Origin of the sequence: Candidatus Nitrotoga sp. 1052, from assembly GCF_927312905.1 — a bacterium.
In the GTDB taxonomy this organism is placed as follows: domain Bacteria; phylum Pseudomonadota; class Gammaproteobacteria; order Burkholderiales; family Gallionellaceae; genus Nitrotoga.
On record NZ_CAKMHQ010000056.1, the window covers coordinates 19,386 to 34,594 of the forward strand.

General features: G+C 55.8%; 12 protein-coding genes. All 12 read right to left on the reverse strand.

The window, feature by feature from the left end; genetic code table 11:
* Positions 1-52: 52 nt before the first annotated feature.
* On the reverse strand, positions 53-676 hold the full coding sequence (locus tag MJ768_RS11540; RefSeq protein WP_239291964.1) for a class I SAM-dependent methyltransferase: 624 nt from the start codon (positions 674-676) through the stop codon (positions 53-55).
* 140 nt (positions 677-816) lie between these two features.
* Entirely contained in the window at positions 817-1,293 is a 477-nt protein-coding gene (locus tag MJ768_RS11545) for an acyltransferase family protein (protein WP_239291966.1), read from the reverse strand.
* Positions 1,294-1,297: 4 nt separating this feature from the next.
* A complete protein-coding gene (locus MJ768_RS11550) occupies positions 1,298-5,662 on the reverse strand; it encodes a sulfatase-like hydrolase/transferase (protein WP_239291968.1) in 4,365 nt (1,454 codons plus the stop codon).
* A gap of 3 nt (positions 5,663-5,665) precedes the next feature.
* Complete coding sequence (locus MJ768_RS11555) at positions 5,666-6,577, reverse strand: glycosyltransferase (RefSeq protein WP_239291969.1); 912 nt, start codon at positions 6,575-6,577, stop codon at positions 5,666-5,668.
* A gap of 574 nt (positions 6,578-7,151) precedes the next feature.
* Positions 7,152-8,132 carry a glycosyltransferase family 2 protein gene (locus MJ768_RS11560; RefSeq protein ID WP_239291970.1) on the reverse strand — a complete coding sequence of 327 codons (981 nt, stop codon included), beginning with the start codon at positions 8,130-8,132 and terminating at the stop codon, positions 7,152-7,154.
* Positions 8,129-9,043 (reverse strand): carbohydrate deacetylase, encoded by a 915-nt coding sequence (locus MJ768_RS11565; protein ID WP_239291971.1) that lies wholly within the window; start codon positions 9,041-9,043, stop codon positions 8,129-8,131. The genes MJ768_RS11560 and MJ768_RS11565 overlap by 4 nt, the downstream gene beginning before the upstream one ends.
* Positions 9,040-10,719, reverse strand: a complete 1,680-nt coding sequence (locus MJ768_RS11570; RefSeq protein ID WP_239291972.1) for a glycosyltransferase family 39 protein — start codon at positions 10,717-10,719, stop codon at positions 9,040-9,042. Before MJ768_RS11570 ends, MJ768_RS11565 begins: the two co-directional genes overlap by 4 nt.
* 42 nt (positions 10,720-10,761) lie before the next feature.
* Positions 10,762-11,169, reverse strand: a complete 408-nt coding sequence (locus MJ768_RS11575) for a GtrA family protein (RefSeq protein ID WP_239291973.1) — start codon at positions 11,167-11,169, stop codon at positions 10,762-10,764.
* Positions 11,170-11,245: 76 nt separating this feature from the next.
* The gene (locus MJ768_RS11580) at positions 11,246-12,169 is read right to left on the reverse strand and encodes a sulfotransferase family protein (protein WP_239291974.1); all 924 of its coding nucleotides are present in this window, start codon (positions 12,167-12,169) and stop codon (positions 11,246-11,248) included.
* Positions 12,170-12,174: 5 nt separating this feature from the next.
* Positions 12,175-13,155 (reverse strand): glycosyltransferase family 2 protein, encoded by a 981-nt coding sequence (locus MJ768_RS11585; RefSeq protein WP_239291975.1) that lies wholly within the window; start codon positions 13,153-13,155, stop codon positions 12,175-12,177.
* On the reverse strand, positions 13,152-14,279 hold the full coding sequence (gene wecB, locus MJ768_RS11590; RefSeq protein WP_239291976.1) for a non-hydrolyzing UDP-N-acetylglucosamine 2-epimerase: 1,128 nt from the start codon (positions 14,277-14,279) through the stop codon (positions 13,152-13,154). The genes MJ768_RS11585 and wecB overlap by 4 nt, the downstream gene beginning before the upstream one ends.
* Positions 14,272-15,192 (reverse strand): prenyltransferase/squalene oxidase repeat-containing protein, encoded by a 921-nt coding sequence (locus tag MJ768_RS11595; RefSeq protein ID WP_239291978.1) that lies wholly within the window; start codon positions 15,190-15,192, stop codon positions 14,272-14,274. The genes wecB and MJ768_RS11595 overlap by 8 nt, the downstream gene beginning before the upstream one ends.
* Positions 15,193-15,209 lie beyond the last annotated feature (17 nt).

Sequence of the window (15,209 nt, forward strand, 5' to 3'; positions counted from 1 at the left end):
CCTTTATTGTTTTATTCGTTTCTGGCATGGCAATTATTGAATACGGCAAAATTTAGCCATGTTTATGCAAATCGATTTTATGTAACTGGTATCGAATTTCATAACATGGAAAGATATGGCAAAGGTTTTCCTCATAGAACTCCGTTGTGTATACATTGAAGTTAACGATTTTCTCTATGATTTTTTTAATTTTTTTGCGCCCGCGGAATGGCGAAGTAAAAATTAACTTCACACCAAGCAACTCTAACGAAGGCTTGTTCTTATAGTTAGGCACCTTTCTTTTTAAGAATCTATCAATAGACAGATAGGAAAAAGAGTAAAGCCCGAAGAATTGTTTGTGTGTGTAGTCTGAATAAAAATAGGGATTCGTGAAGTGAGGCACAACACATACTAATTTCCCGCCAGGCTTTAGCACTCTGCTCACTTCCTCTACCAACTTAGGCAAGTCTTGAATATGCTCGAAAAAGTGAAATGAATGCAACTCATCAACCGTATTCTGTGGGATGCGTTCGAGAATTTCAAATACGTCACCGACAATGTCTACACCCTCATAATCGATAGCGTCTATGCCTATTGCTTCTGGTATCTTCTTTCTTGGGCCGCATCCGAGCTCAAGTATCACTGGGCTGCATTTTGTAATATTGGTCAATAAGTTTTGATGATCAATGATTGGCATAATATGGGGCCTCTAAATTGCTTTCAAGTTCGCCATTCTGGCGACAAGCCGTAATCTCGTGGAGAAAATCAACAACCCATATCCAGAGCTTCCAGGCTTTCTTCGGGTTAGAATAGTCGTTGTCCGATATTGGTCGCGAATCATGTGTTTTGATTCTTTCCCGTGATCAAACGGCGCGCAACAGAAATGCCTGGAAGCTCGATCCATCGATATGTTGCTGAAGCAAAGAAATAGGTGGTCAGTACAGTGAATGCCAGCGTAACAGATAGCTTCAATGACTCACCCCACAAGCCGAGGTTGACGATGAGCAGCACCGAAATACCAACGAACAGGTTGAATGTCGGCCAGATTCTGAAGGTACGCTTGAGATAGTAATGCCGGATGTCACGCAGGCCGGACATTTTGCCGTTGCTGATCCATAGCGTGCATCCGCTCAATACGAAAAACAGGGCTACCGCATAAGAGCCCAGATCGAGCAAGCCCAATGGCAAAAAATAGCTGGGCTCGTCCAAGCTGGAATATTTAATCTCCGTTGCCCTGATCGAGTGCGACACAATGACCAGAAAGGCGGCAATGCCTCTCAACCAGGTCAATTGTTCAAGACGAGGTTTGCTCATGGTTTCATTGTCCGATTGCCGACGCCTGAACCCGCTGCCATCCAGCACTGTCTGTCGTACTGACACGCCCGATTTTTTGAATCAACCCCGCCATGTATTCCGCCGAATGGCCTTCGTGCGCGTAGAACGTGCGGCGCATGTGCGCCCGGCCTTCGGCCTTGGCCTGCGGGTTGGACAACGCGGCTTGGCAGGCGGGCACGAGCTCGTCGAGACGGCTGAATGAATGCGAGGCGCCGACGAAAATATCCTTCAAGCCGGCAAAGGTGAACTCAAAATCCGGTTGGTCGAAGAATACGATGGGGCGGTCGAGCAAGCTGTAAGTGGACATCACCGAACTGTAATCGCCAACCAAAAGATCAGCCGCCGCCAGCAGGGTTTCGACATCGCTGGTCTGAATGAAACGGACATGGGGATACTGTGCTTCGATGATGCGCATGTCTTCGAGCACGGCGGCCTGCCAATCAGCGGGCACGTTGTGGTTGGCTTTCCACAGCCAGGGATGCCCGGTCTGGATGAGATTGCACTCGGGGAAGGCTTGCGCCAGCGCGCGCAGTGGTGCGGCGTTGTAACTGCGCAAAATGGCTTGCGGCTGCCAGTGTGAGGTGATGAGCAGGGTCATGCGATCGGGAAGCCCCAGTTGTTCGAGCACGGCACGGCGGTCGAATTCCCCCCTGCAGAGTGCGTCACTCTTGGGGAAGCCAACGGGGATGAATACCCGCCGTTCATTGAAAAGTCCAGGCTGGTAACGGTCGAACCAATCATATTCGGCTTCCGAGAGGCCGCAAAAAATATCGCATTGCTTGATCGGTCCGGTTTTATTGCCGAGGATGCCGAACCCGGGGCCGTGATGCATGTATAGGCGTAAAGCGTTGAATGCCGGGTAAAAGGGGTTCATGTGTGTGCTGACCAGCATGTGCCATTTACTTAGGCGGGCGCGCCGGCTTGGTAGTTGCAGGGAATGGAATAGTACGCGATCTTCCGGCGTGGCGAAATCGATGTCGTTTACTACGTCGGGTTTGTCGGTCGTGATCAGCACCAGCACATCCGGGCAGGCCTGCAGTGCACGGATGACTGGCGATTGACAGGCAAAGCCATAGCTGTCGGTCAGCACAAAAAGCACTCGAGTACGGTGGGCGAATCTTTCGAAGCACCAGTCGAAGGCAGCTCGGACATTCGCCAGTATTTTTCTGCGCAAGTGCGTGGACGTGAGCGCGGGCAATTTCACGATTGCACCCTCACCGCAAGTCACTGCATGGTGATTTGCAATGCGCTCCTCCGGTTGTATGTAGAGCTCGAGTCGCTGCCACAGTGATTGAGCGACTTCGGGTTGGCAGTCGATGACATCGCGGGTACAGCCGGGGTCGCTTTCAACATCGAAGAGCATCAGCTGATAGCCCTCTTCCAAGGGTTGGTATACCAGTTTCCAGCGCCCGCTGCGCAGCATGCGATCTTTGGCCGTGAGCACAATAGGCAGGTATTCGGGCTTGAGCGTGAGGGTGCCGCTTTCGCGGTCGGGCACTGCGATCAGTTCCAGCAGGTCGGGATAACGCAAGTGTTTGTCGGGCAGCCCCGGAATGTCAGTGATCCACATGCCGGTTTCGTTGAAGGCATCGAGTTGCGGACAGTGTTCATGTTGACTAAAACAAGCCGCAAGGGAAACCCCATCCATGTTGGCGGCGGGGTTTGCACCGGCCAATTCCAGCAGTGTGGGCGCAAGATCGATGCTGCGAACCACTTGGTCTACTTTTCTGCTGGCGGGCTTGCGAGGATCGCTGATCAGAAGTGGAATGCGCGGGCTGAAATCGCCCACCGCCGAATTGCCCTGCCCCCAGGTATTGTGCTCGAAAAACTCCATGCCGTGATCGGAATAGACGACGACGATAGTGTTACCCGCCAGCCCACAGGTGTCGAGGTGTTGCAGCATGCGCCCGACTTCATCGTCGAATTGCGCCACGCAGCTGTCATACAGATCGATGATCTGGTCAAGATCGAACTCTTCTTTAGGCGCGCCCTGGCGACGGATGATATCGAACGGATCGGTCAGCTTGGCCATGGCGAACTTGGATTCACCGTTATAGGACGGATCGGCAAAGCGCGTGTACCACGGCCATTCGGAGGCAAACGGCGGGTGCGTGGTGGAATAAAACACATTGAGAAAAAATGGTTGGGTACTTTCCGATAGACGCGAAACCAGATGCCGGGCATATTTGCCCATCGGTTGGGTCAGCGGTACGCCTCCTAGGTAATAAATTTCCGGGAGCATCAGTCGCCCCAACCGGTTGTGGGTAAACAGCGATAAAAAAAGGCGTAAATCCTTAGGCCCCTGCCGGATCAGATATTTTAGGTTCCACTGGTCTTCTGGCAGGTCGGTGTAATCGAAACCGAAGGAGAATTTGCCCATGTCGCCGCCGCACCAGTCGGAGATAGCAGCGGTGCGGTAGCCCTGTGCCTTGAGAAGATGGGGCAGTGCATCGACTTTTAGCCGGGTAACATCGTCCGCGTTAAAATTGTCGCGAATGCCGTGGGTGTGCGGCCAAGTACCTGTCATTAGCGAAATCAGGCTGGGAGCGGTGCGAGCGCAGGGTACATAGCAATTGGAAAACAGCACCCCCAGCTCGGCCAGTTTATCAATATTGGGCGTGAGGGCGCGTCGATATCCCAGCGTACCCAGCCGATCTGCACGCAAGGTGTCTGATCCGATCATGAGAATATTGGGTGGCGCATCGGCCGCACGTTCGGGTGTTCGGCGGGGTGGACGTGCCTCGGGCAACCAAGCCGCCCAGGTAATTGTGCCTGCAAAAAATAGCACAGCAGCCCACAACGCAATCAGATCGGCCATCTGGTTCTGCTTGATCAATTGTAATGAAGTGGCGATCAGCAACAACAAAGTGGCAGAAATACACGCAAACTGCATTAGATAAATGCGCTCCGGCGTCATCCAGCGCCACAGCCCATAAAAGCGGCTAATGCGGTAATGCATGGAGGCGACGAGCAACCCCGGATTGAAGCGCAGCTTGCGGATAAATTGCAGCATGACCGCGCCCGATATACCCAGCACTGCCGCGAGTGTTGCAAGGCCACTTGACCATTCGCCGCTCAGACTTACATTCAACATGTAATACAGTAATACTCCTGCACTGCCAGTAAATAGCATGATAGAAAATGCCCAGGCAGATAGACGGGCGAGCGCAAACAGGGTGTAGCGCCGGTAATGGGCGAGTACTTCTTTTTGAATGCGTGGCCCGGTTTGAGAAAAATCCATTAGCGATTTTGTCAGCAGTGCCATAGAACCTACGCCTGCCACAAATAACGCAGGTAATCCACCAGCCCAGCGTGCACTGCCGCTGGTAAACCAGGCAATCAATCCACAGGTAACTGTCGAAATCGCCAGCGCTACAATGAGCAAGTTGCCGCGATCAGGGGGAAGCGAAAGGTCTTTACCACGATGGCCCGATTCCCGACGGCCTTGCAGTTCTCCCAAGGCGGCAGCCGTCCGCATCCAGTAGAAACGCCGCTTGGCCCATGATCGGCTGAACACGCTGTGAAGCCCATATTCAGCCAGCTTGCGCCACATATAGAGCGGTATCCGGCCATGGCCCTGAATGCGCGAGGTGGAGCGGGTGCGCTGAAAACTTTTTTTAAGCAGGTAGCTGAGTTTCAGGCGATCAATATCCACATAATGATGCTGAACTATGTCCGGCGCGTACTGGCAACGTATACCGCGAATCATGGCACGCAATACATATTCGCTGTCCTCGCCGCCACCCAAATCGTGACCGTGCGGCCCAAGCTCGGTTGAAAACTGCCCGGCAAGGGCGAACACGTGGTGTCGCACCACGAGATTGCCGCCCCCGGGGATAGGGCCTTCTTCCGCCGTGATCGTTTTGGGTTGATCGCCCTGGTTATAGCGTGGCACTGGCAGCGGGTAAATTCGATACGGTCCTTCGTCATGCACCCATGCGGGCTCAGTTCCATTCCAGTCAGGCAAGATGCGACCACAATACAAACCCGCATCGGGCCAGCTTTGGGCAGCATGTGCAATTGCAACCAGATAATTTTCATCGACTCGATGGTCATCATCGACAAAGGCGGTCAGTTCAGTGTCGATTTCTGGAATGGCCCGATTGAGCGCATGCGACTTGCCCGGCGTGGGTACTTCAATCAGGCGTAGCGGCAGCCAACCATTAGTTGCTTGTTGCGTCTCATATGCCTGCATGCGCGCCACCGTATCGTCGGTGCAGGCATTTGCTGCCACCAGAATCCGTACTGGCATTTCTGGTCGATGTGCTGCATTCAGTGAAGCCAGCAGCCGTTCCAGCAAATCGGCTCGGTTGTGGGTGCAGATGAGAACAGTGATCAGATTGGCCACAGGTCAGCGCGAACGGTACAGACCCTGCATCAGGCCGAGAAAATGGCACACCACCATTTCTCGGTTGAATGCTTCATCCAGGGGCTGGGTCATGTGTCCCCACAGCATGCGCGCCATGGCGCGCATGAACTGGGGTAAGACATACAAGGGAATGTTGAACAGCCGGCGTTCACCGGCCAGCCCGCGGCTCTGCGCGATGTTGAGGCTGGTCTGGAAGCGCCAGCGGCGAAAGTAGCGCTTAGTCAGGCGGAAAGCTTCAACTTTATGGTGAACTCGGGACTGTCCCAGGAAAATGGCTTTTAGCCCGGCCGCCAGGATCCGCTCGAACATCTCGCCGTCCTCACCGCTGGCCAACAAGTTTCCTTTGCGACCGCGGTTGGTATCGAACAGGGCGACGCGGTCGAACACCGTCCGTTTCATGGCCATGTTTGCACCAAATGGCGCCTGGCTCGCCAGCGTGATCGGGTAGTCATCGGTACGGTCGGTGCGAATCGCGAGAAAGCCATAAAAGCGCTCAGTGAGCCACGCGGGTGGCGGTGTTTCCCAGATCGGCGCGATGTATCCGCCGCAGGCATCTGCGTTGGACTTCTCCAGTCCACTTAGTGTCACTTCCATCCAGTCCGGTTCAGGCAGCACGTCGTCGTCGGTAAAAAGAAGGACGTCTCCCCGCGCTGCGGCGATGCCGTGATTGCGTGCGTGTGACAATCCTTGGGTTTGCTCGAACTCATAGCGGAGGAGGGGCCACTCGCGCTGCACCTCCTTCACGACCCGGTGTGTGTGATCTCTCGAATTGTTGTCGACAACAACAATTTCCCAGCTGCGAGACGGGCTCGTTTTTTGGGCGCGCAGTGCGTGCAGCGTGTCGCGGAGCGACTCGGCGCGATTGTAGGTGCAGACGATGATGCTAGCATCCATAACTTATTTCCGTAATATTTTACGTTATCTAATATTAGCGAAAGGTCATAAGATAATAAAGGGCACCTCTAAAAATCCAATTTCCATCACAATACGGCGTTACTCGAAAAAAATTATCGCTTACATATCAACTATATGCCGCGCTCAAATTTTTTACTCGTGCCTTGTCTTGCTTAGAAACTTGAATTTTTAGAGGCGCCCTAAAGTGGAGTCGCCTCGTGGCAGAGATGTGTATTAAGCGTGAGGTTTTCATCATTGTGTAGGATGACCGTGTATTTTCCGTCGCCGTGACGGAGTGAACTTTTTACAGATGACAGAACCATTCCGACATGTTTATGCGCCAGTAAAGTGTGAAGTTGAAGGTGAGGACATCCTCTCCGATCAGGCCGGGTGGATAATACTCTGGAATTATAGTACCGATATAGCAATTGAAGGTTTAGTCACGTGATTGTCTGAATTAACCGCCACGGCAAGCGCCTTTCGCGCACGAAACCCGAAACCAGATTCAGGATGTTTCCAATCCGAGATGGTGCTTTGTTTGTATCCATCAGCCCCCCTTGTTTAAGTGTGGCAATCAATCGCCGATTTTCGTATCTAAATCTGTATATTCATCGATCAGATATGCGGGACGCGCTTTCACCTCTTCGTAAATCTTGGCGATGTATTCTCCAATGATGCCCAGGCTGATCATAATGAAGCTGCCAATGATCAGCAGGGTCAGGATCATGGTGGCAAAACCGGATACGGCGCGGCCCTGAAACCAGGACCACAGAGTTTCAACGGTGAGTCCGAGTCCCAGCGCCAAGGTCAGAAGCCCCATTAGGGTCACGATACGCAACGGTGCGCTGGTGAAAGAAACCAGTGCGGTAAGCGCCAACTCGACCAGCCCCAGGAGGGACCACCTGCCCTCCCCGTCGCTTCGTTCTGCTACGTCGAAAGGAATTTCGACGTTCCTGTAACCCACCCAGTCGGCCAGCCCGCGGAAGAAACGCCGTCGTTCGGGCAGCTGTTTTGTAATCACATCCACGACAACCCGATCCATGAGCTTGAAATCGGACGAGTTCTGGATGTTGATTCCCCCGAGCCAGGATATGGTTTTATTGAAAATCCAGGCACGGAGGCGTGTAGCCGCGCTGTCGTGCTGGCGCTGGCGTTTGACGCCATGTGCCACTTTGGCTCCACCACGCCATGCGTCCAGCATTTGGGGTATCACACTGGGAGGATGCTGCAGATCCGCATCCATGGTAATCACCGCATCACCCCGGGCGGCATCGATCCCTGCCATCAAGGCGGCTTCCTTGCCGAAATTGCGGCTGAAGTGGATGCCGCGTATCCGGCTGTCGTCGCGGGCGCGCTGAGAGACCACGGCAAAGGTCTGGTCTTGGCTCCCATCATCAACAGCGATGATTTCCCACCTGACGTCGCAGTCATCCAGGGTGCGGCCTATCACGTCAAATGCATGGCTTATGCCCACTTCTTCGTTATGTGCGGGCAGGACAACGCTGATAAGTGCCTGGGCAAAGTCCTCGCCAGGTAGGGATGTGCGTTCCGTCACGTGTTGATCTCCTCTGGATTTACTCGCAGACCTTCTCTTGTGGTCAGCAGATGGCGGTAACCGATTAGTCTGATGTTGTTGGTTGCAAACGCTTTTTTCAGTTCAGGATCGGAGAGCGTTTGTCGCTCAAGCTCCCAGTCGTGATATGCAAGGAGACGCCTGCCCTTAACTTCCCCGGGATCGGCCATGCCGGGGTGACACATCAGTTCATAAACCTTTCCCGGTTTCAGCTTGGGTAGCCGGCTCGAAAGGTACCGCTGTGAGAGTCGGCCGCTCTCACCCATGCCAAGAAAAATGGGGACGGCATGCGCCATGTGGAAACGGTTCATTAGCGTTAGGGCAGACATGATGCTATCGCGAAGCAACGCACTGGCGGACCATGCTCGCGGCCATTCGGGGGTGGCAAAACGCACATGCTCGATGCCGTATTCACGCGCTAGCGCCAACGCTATCGGGTATAGGGGGGGCAGCATATGAATGTGCTCGTGAGAATTCAGGAAACTGAGCTGGAGGTTCCTGGCCAGGCAATGTTCGATTTGGGCACGCCACTCATCGCGAATCAGGTCGACCGGGATTCGACGCGACAGGACTGCTTTTGCAATGGAAAACTTGCCAGGAAATTGTCCACCCCAAGTGTTCAATGCATCTGAAAGAGGCCTTGTAAGCGGCAAGCGATCAGTCAGATTGAGGTGTACTCCGATATCCACGTCCGGCTGGTCTGCAAGCCAGGAGGCATGCTCATCCAGAAAAGGACTGTTTGCGAACACGCCCGTAGCTGTAACGGTACCTTGGCGCACACAGTCCAGAATGCCCCGGCTGACCCCCTTAAAGTAGCCGTAGTCATCAGCATTGATGATCAGGTAAGCGGGTTCGGGCCCGCTTCTGGTGGATAACTCCCCGGGTCCGTTCATGGTTGGGATTTCACCCCGTTGGAGGGTGGGTGCGCAAGAAATATCAACAGGTTCACTTCCCTGCCGACCACCTGGTAGCCTACGGGCAATCTGCTTGCAATTTTGTCCTGCCAATTCGCGCCATCTGGACTGCGGACAATGTGGTTGTCAGGCACGAGCACGACGTACACTGGGCGGTTCCTGCGCATGTCACGGAAGACCTGGCTTACCGCGCCCGTTACGATGGACAGGTTGCTTTCACTCGGAAATGGAAGCGTGCGCACCGGACGGCCGCTGAAATAAGCAAGCAACTGGCCTTGATTGGACAAGATCAATGCATCGCCGGGTAGAGCGCGCACTGCAGCCGGAATGGTCGCGTCTTTGGCAAGACGTTGCTTGATCTGATCGGTGAGGATCCGTCCATTTGCAAGAAAGGGTTGCGCTGCCTCGACTATGTTAGTGCTTCGGGAAAAGGCTTCCTGCATTGTGTGTTCCGTGCGCAGGTCGTCGACAATGAACCAGAGCCGGCTGGCCAGCAATATTGCCACGAGCAGCCCGGTCAACAGTTTCGCCTTCCGATCGCCAAGCGCCAGCAGCGCAACCACCATCAAGGCAAACAGGATCCAGACGTATTGCATCATATGACGCAAGAGGTAGTGGAAATCCAGCCCGTGGTAGGTATGGGCGATCACGAGCATGGCGGCGCCAGCACCGGAATACAACAATCCGTATAGCACGGCGAATCGTGCAGGCAGCCCCGCGTTGCGCCAGTGGCGTGTCAATCCCCAAGTCAGCAGCCCGGCTGTAGGCGCAGCCGTGAGCACAAGAATCTTGAAATCCCAGGCCAGATACCTGGCTAAGGTGGGCGAGCCGGTGATATCCCATAACAGGCCATGGAGATAGACACGAAAGGACTCGAGCAGGGTTGCATCTGTGCCAACCATCAGGACGTAAGGCTGTACCTCGCCAAAGACAAGGTAATTTCGCAGCAATAACAACCCAATGACGGGGGCGCTACCGAGAAGGATCCAGCCACAGTTCTTCGCCGCGGATGAAACGGGCATCAGCCGCAGCAGCGATGCGCCAATCAAGGCCGCTACCATCCCCGCAAAAGCCGCGGTGACAGAGTTGCGCAGCGCATATGCCAGGCCCAGGATTATGCCGGCAGAGAGCAGGAGGGCGATGCGCGGTCGCTCAGCGACACCCCGGACCATGAATCCCGTGGCCAACACGATCAGTAACAGCGTGGGCACATCCGTGTTGACCGTGGAACCATATAAATAGATGCCCGGAGAAAACACCGCCAGCGCTGTGACAGCTGCCGCCCATGCAAAGGGAAGGATTGGACGCATTGCAAACAGCAATGCCATTGGCAGCAAGGCCCATGAAAGGCGCGAAAACGCGAACGCTGCGTTTTCGACGCTTAACCCAAGCGCAGAAAGGCCGGCGATCGTCAGTGCGAACCCCGGGGGTTGATAGCGGGTGGGTGCATAGTCCAGGTCTGGCGACTCTGTTTCGTTGACGACACTTGTAATCCCCTGACCTTTGAGAAGATTCGTTGCGGACACCATATATCCGATGGCATCGTTGCCGATCGGGAAACGAACCTGAGCCGTGACGGTCGCCAGTGCCCAGATCAGGACTGCCAACGTCAACGCAAACAAAATCGAGAATCTGGAATTAGCTTCATGCGGCATGTTGTCTATCCCTTGGGCGACTATTTATTGAATCCGATAGAATTAACGCGCATCGTTAAAGGTCCAAAACCTGTTTCCAACGAAGTTCCAGACCAGTACGAGTCCGGTGGAAAGTACTTGGGCCAACAGATAATACAAGCTTAATATTTTGACAAAAACAAGCATGAAGGAAGCATTAAGTGCTAGCCCTGATGCAGCAATAATAAAGAATTTTGTAAGCGCTTCTCTATGTCGTTTCTTGCTGCGGAATGTATAACGCCGATTAAGCAAATAGTTCACCACGGCTCCCAGTGTGGCCCCGGCCGTCGAGGCAGCCACTGCGTTCGCGCCAAGCACCTCCACCAGCATCACCAGCAGCACATAGTGTGCCATTGTGCCAATTGCGCCCACTCCGGCGAACTGCATGAACTGCAATTGCCATTTTGGACGGAGTTGGTTCTGTTCCGGCATGGTGTCAGTCAGGCCGTAAGATCAAAACGTCGCGTGCTCGTTGCTAAACGAGTCGCTCCCATCGGCACACGGTTGCCTACCATTCATATCCTAGTGCCTCGGCCACCGGCGCGACAGCGCGCCGAAGCAACCACCGTTCCAGCGCATTTACCCGAGCCTTTTCGCCGCCACGCTCCGAGGTGCCAACCTTTGCTTTCAGCACGGTGCGGTCAATGGTGATGTTCAGATAGGCTTCAAGTTCATCTAGCGGCGTGAGGCCAGCCACCAGGTCCTCATACCGAATCACCAGTGCATCCAGGGCCTTTGCATCCGTCAGGAACCCTTGCATCAGATTGCGCCAATGCGTACCAAAGGCTGTCGGGGTGAACACAGGCTGGTCGGGGAATGTATTGTACCAGCTGCGGCCGTAGCGACAATAGGAACGGTAAGCCTCAAGTGGATTGCGGTACAGCAATACGAAGCGCGCTTTTGGATAGAGCCAGCGTAAATAGGCGCAATGCTCCGCGTCCAGACGCACCTCTTTTATGCCCCAGCGCGCAGCGCCCGCGCATTTCGCGGGCGCTGCGAACATCGCATCGAACAAGGCACGTTGGCCTTTGCGCCAATCCTCGAGCGAAGGAAAAAGGTTGGCAATCCACTCGCCGGATAATTGATTGGGCGGTGTGCCGTCGTAGAAATATTCCTGCGGCGGCCAGTCGGGCCGGAACGCCTTCATGCTCGTCGCCAGCGCCTGGATCAGGCCGCACTCGTCGTAGGGCTCGCCCCAAATCAGCACTCTGGAATCGGACATGATGAGCCGCTGCAGCAGCGTCGAGCCGGATCGCCAGCCTGCTGACAACAGGAAGATGGGCGCCTCGGGATCATTCGTGGCATCCGCGGGACACAGCTTCTGAAGCTGCGCCACCCCGGCCATAACGTCCGGGCTCTGCCGCAGCGACTGGCAGTGTTGGGCACGTGCCTGAGTGGGACCTTTGAGGGCAGTCAGGATCGTTTGGAACATGAGCATCAAGTCCTGGGGGCGATGTAGGCGAGGGTGCCGTGCGCACCGACACGATTCAGCAGCGCGGCGCGGGTATCACCGAAACTCGACTGGCTGGACTGATAGCGTGCAAACAATGGCTCGATCTCGCGGGCAAGCCTGCTCCGCAATTTGGATTGGCCGCGCTCAACCAGCCAGGCGCCGAGACGATAGGAGGCGCGCTGGCGGATTGCGAGTGCGCGCCGCAAGCCTGCGTCCTTGAGTTCGGCCGGGTGCTGCAGCAGCAGATTGGCAAGAATCTCAGCGGCGGTGTCGGCGTCGATCACGCCGTTCTTGAACCGCACCAGAACGTCAGACGCCTTGACCTCTGGGAAGCGTGAGCAATACAGCGTTGCGTCATCGCGACGGAAGTAATACAGCGGTTCGGCAAGATGGCAGAAGCGGAATTGGCGGGCGGCACGCAGGAAATAATCGTAATCCTCGACCAGGAACAGTTCGGGATCGTAGTCGCCAACGCCTTCATAAAGCTTGCGTGTGTACATGAAACATGCGCCAATGTGGTTGCCCTTATCCAGTTGCAGGGTGTCCGGCAGGCGATCGTGCTGCGGCGCGAGCGGGCGGCCGTTTGCATCCTGTTCCGAAAACAGCCAGTAATCGGCGTAAACAAAATCGCAGTCACCCGCCGCCAGCTCGCCGACCATTTTTTCGATTGCCATGGGGGCTAACAGGTTGTCGTCCGATGTCCAGGTGAGGTAGTCGCCACGCGCGAGCGAGAAGCCCTTGTTCAGGGTCTTGGGCAGTTTGAGATTCGGGTCGTTCTTCACGTAGCGGATGCGCGGGTCCTCAAAGGACTGCACCACGGCGGCGGTGTCGTCGGGCGAGTTGTCGTCGACGACGATGAGCTCCAGGTTGGCGTGCGTCTGGTCGAGCACGCTGCGGATCGCCTGCGCCAGCAAATGCGCCCGCTTGTAGGTGGGCAGGACGACGCTGACGAGCGGCTGGGTCACGCTGCGGGTTCCAAGTTTGCAAAAATCTTCTGCACGATCTTGATGCTCGCGGTGCCGTCGCCGTAGGGGTTGGCGCGCGTCGCCATCGCCTGATACGCGGCGGGGTCGTCGAGCAGGCGGCTCGCCTCGCGTACGATGTCGGCGGCGTCCATGCCGACGAGCTTCAGGGTGCCGGCCTCGACGCCTTCCTGCCGCTCGGTGACCTTGCGCAGCACCAGCACGGGCTTGCCCAGGCTGGGCGCCTCTTCCTGCAGGCCGCCGGAATCGGTCAGAACCAGGTAAGCGCGCTTCATCAGCTGCACCAGCGGCAAATAGTCGAGCGGGTCGAGCAGGCGAACATTGGGGATGTCGGCCAGGTAGCGGCTAACGACCGCACGCACGTTGGGGTTCCGGTGCACCGGGTAGACGAGCTCGATGTCGTCGGCATATTTTTGAGCAAGCTCGGCCAAGCCTTTGCAGATTGACTCGAACGGCCAGCCGAAGCTTTCGCGCCGGTGCGCGGTGACGAGCACGATGCGCCTCGAGTCGAATGGGATCGCCTCGAGCGGCGAGCCAGCCATCTCGAAGGGGCGGGCAGAAACGTCGAGCAGCGCGTCGATCACGGTGTTGCCGGTGACCGCGATCGCCGATTCGGCGATGCCTTCGTTGAGGAGATGCTGCCTCGCCTTGTCGCTGTGTGCAAAGAAAATGTCGGCCACTGCGTCGATCATCCTGCGGTTGGCTTCCTCGGGGTAGGGATGATGCTTGTCGAAGGTGCGCAGGCCGGCCTCGACGTGGCCGATCTTGACCCCCGCGTAGAAGGCCGCCAGTGCCGCCGCCATCGAGGTCGTCGTGTCGCCTTGGACCAGCAGCAGATCGAATTTCTCCTCACGAAGCATCCTGCCAATTTCCTGCAGCACGCTGACAGTAATATGCTCCAGAGTTTGGTTTTTCCGCATCAGGTTCAGATCGTGGTCGACGCGGATGCCGAACAGGTCGATCAGCGGCGCCACCATGTCCTTGTGCTGCCCGGTCAGGCAGTTGCGGTTGTCGATGACACCGGGATGACGCTCAAGTTCGGCGATCAGCGGGGCCATCTTGATTGCCTCGGGGCGGGTACCAAAGACGGTGAGTACCTTAAGCATGTTTATCCTCCGCGCGCATTTTAAGCAGGTGCGCATCGAGGAAATATTTCACCGCCCAACTGATTTCCGCACCCGAAATGTATTTTGCGCCCTTGCCGTAGCTGCCGTTGAATCCACCGGACTTGTTCTGGATCTTCTCCAGGTAGCGCATCGCTTTGTCCGCCAATTCCTTTTTGCCCAGTGTATACCAGACGATGGCGTACTGTGCTATCCCGGTCGAGCACACCCAATCCACATCTGGATAGGCCGGAATGCTGCCGTCGCGCCGCTGGCATTTTTCCACGTCGGCCATGCCTTGGGCAGCCAGTTCCAGTTCGCCCATCTCGCACAATGCCTCCATGGCATAAGCATGAAAATGCGACAGCCGGTTAAAGGGCACCAAGTCTTCCCGCTGCTTGTAATGGGCAAGCACGAAGTTCGCCGCATCTTCATATTCCTTCACCCCCAGCAGCTTGCCAGCCTGGGCCAGCGGCGGCAGCGCGTAGGTGTGGATCAGGTCGCTGGCGATGTCGGTCCACAATTCGGTCGTAGGCGTATTGAGGCGGCCGCTGGCATCCACCTGCGTCAGCATCCAGTCGCTTGCGCGCCGCAGCGAAGCTTCCGCGCCCTCCACATCGCCAAGGGCGGCGCATAGCCCGCGCATGATCTGCGCGGTATCGAACGTATAGGGCACGCCATCGGGCGCCGGAAAGGCGCCATCCGGCAGCTGGATCGACAGCAGCCACTTGGTGCAGGTGCGCGCCAGTTCTTTCTCGCCCCAGTTGTAGAGGGTGGGAATGAAATATCCCGTGACCTCCGGGTAGGGTACCGGCTGTTTCGTGTGAACGATGATGCCTTTGCCGGTCACCATGTTTTGTTTGAACCAGTCCATGGCTCTTTCATAACTGGGCTTTGATTTTTGCCAAAAAAACATCTACATTTCCTCGTCTT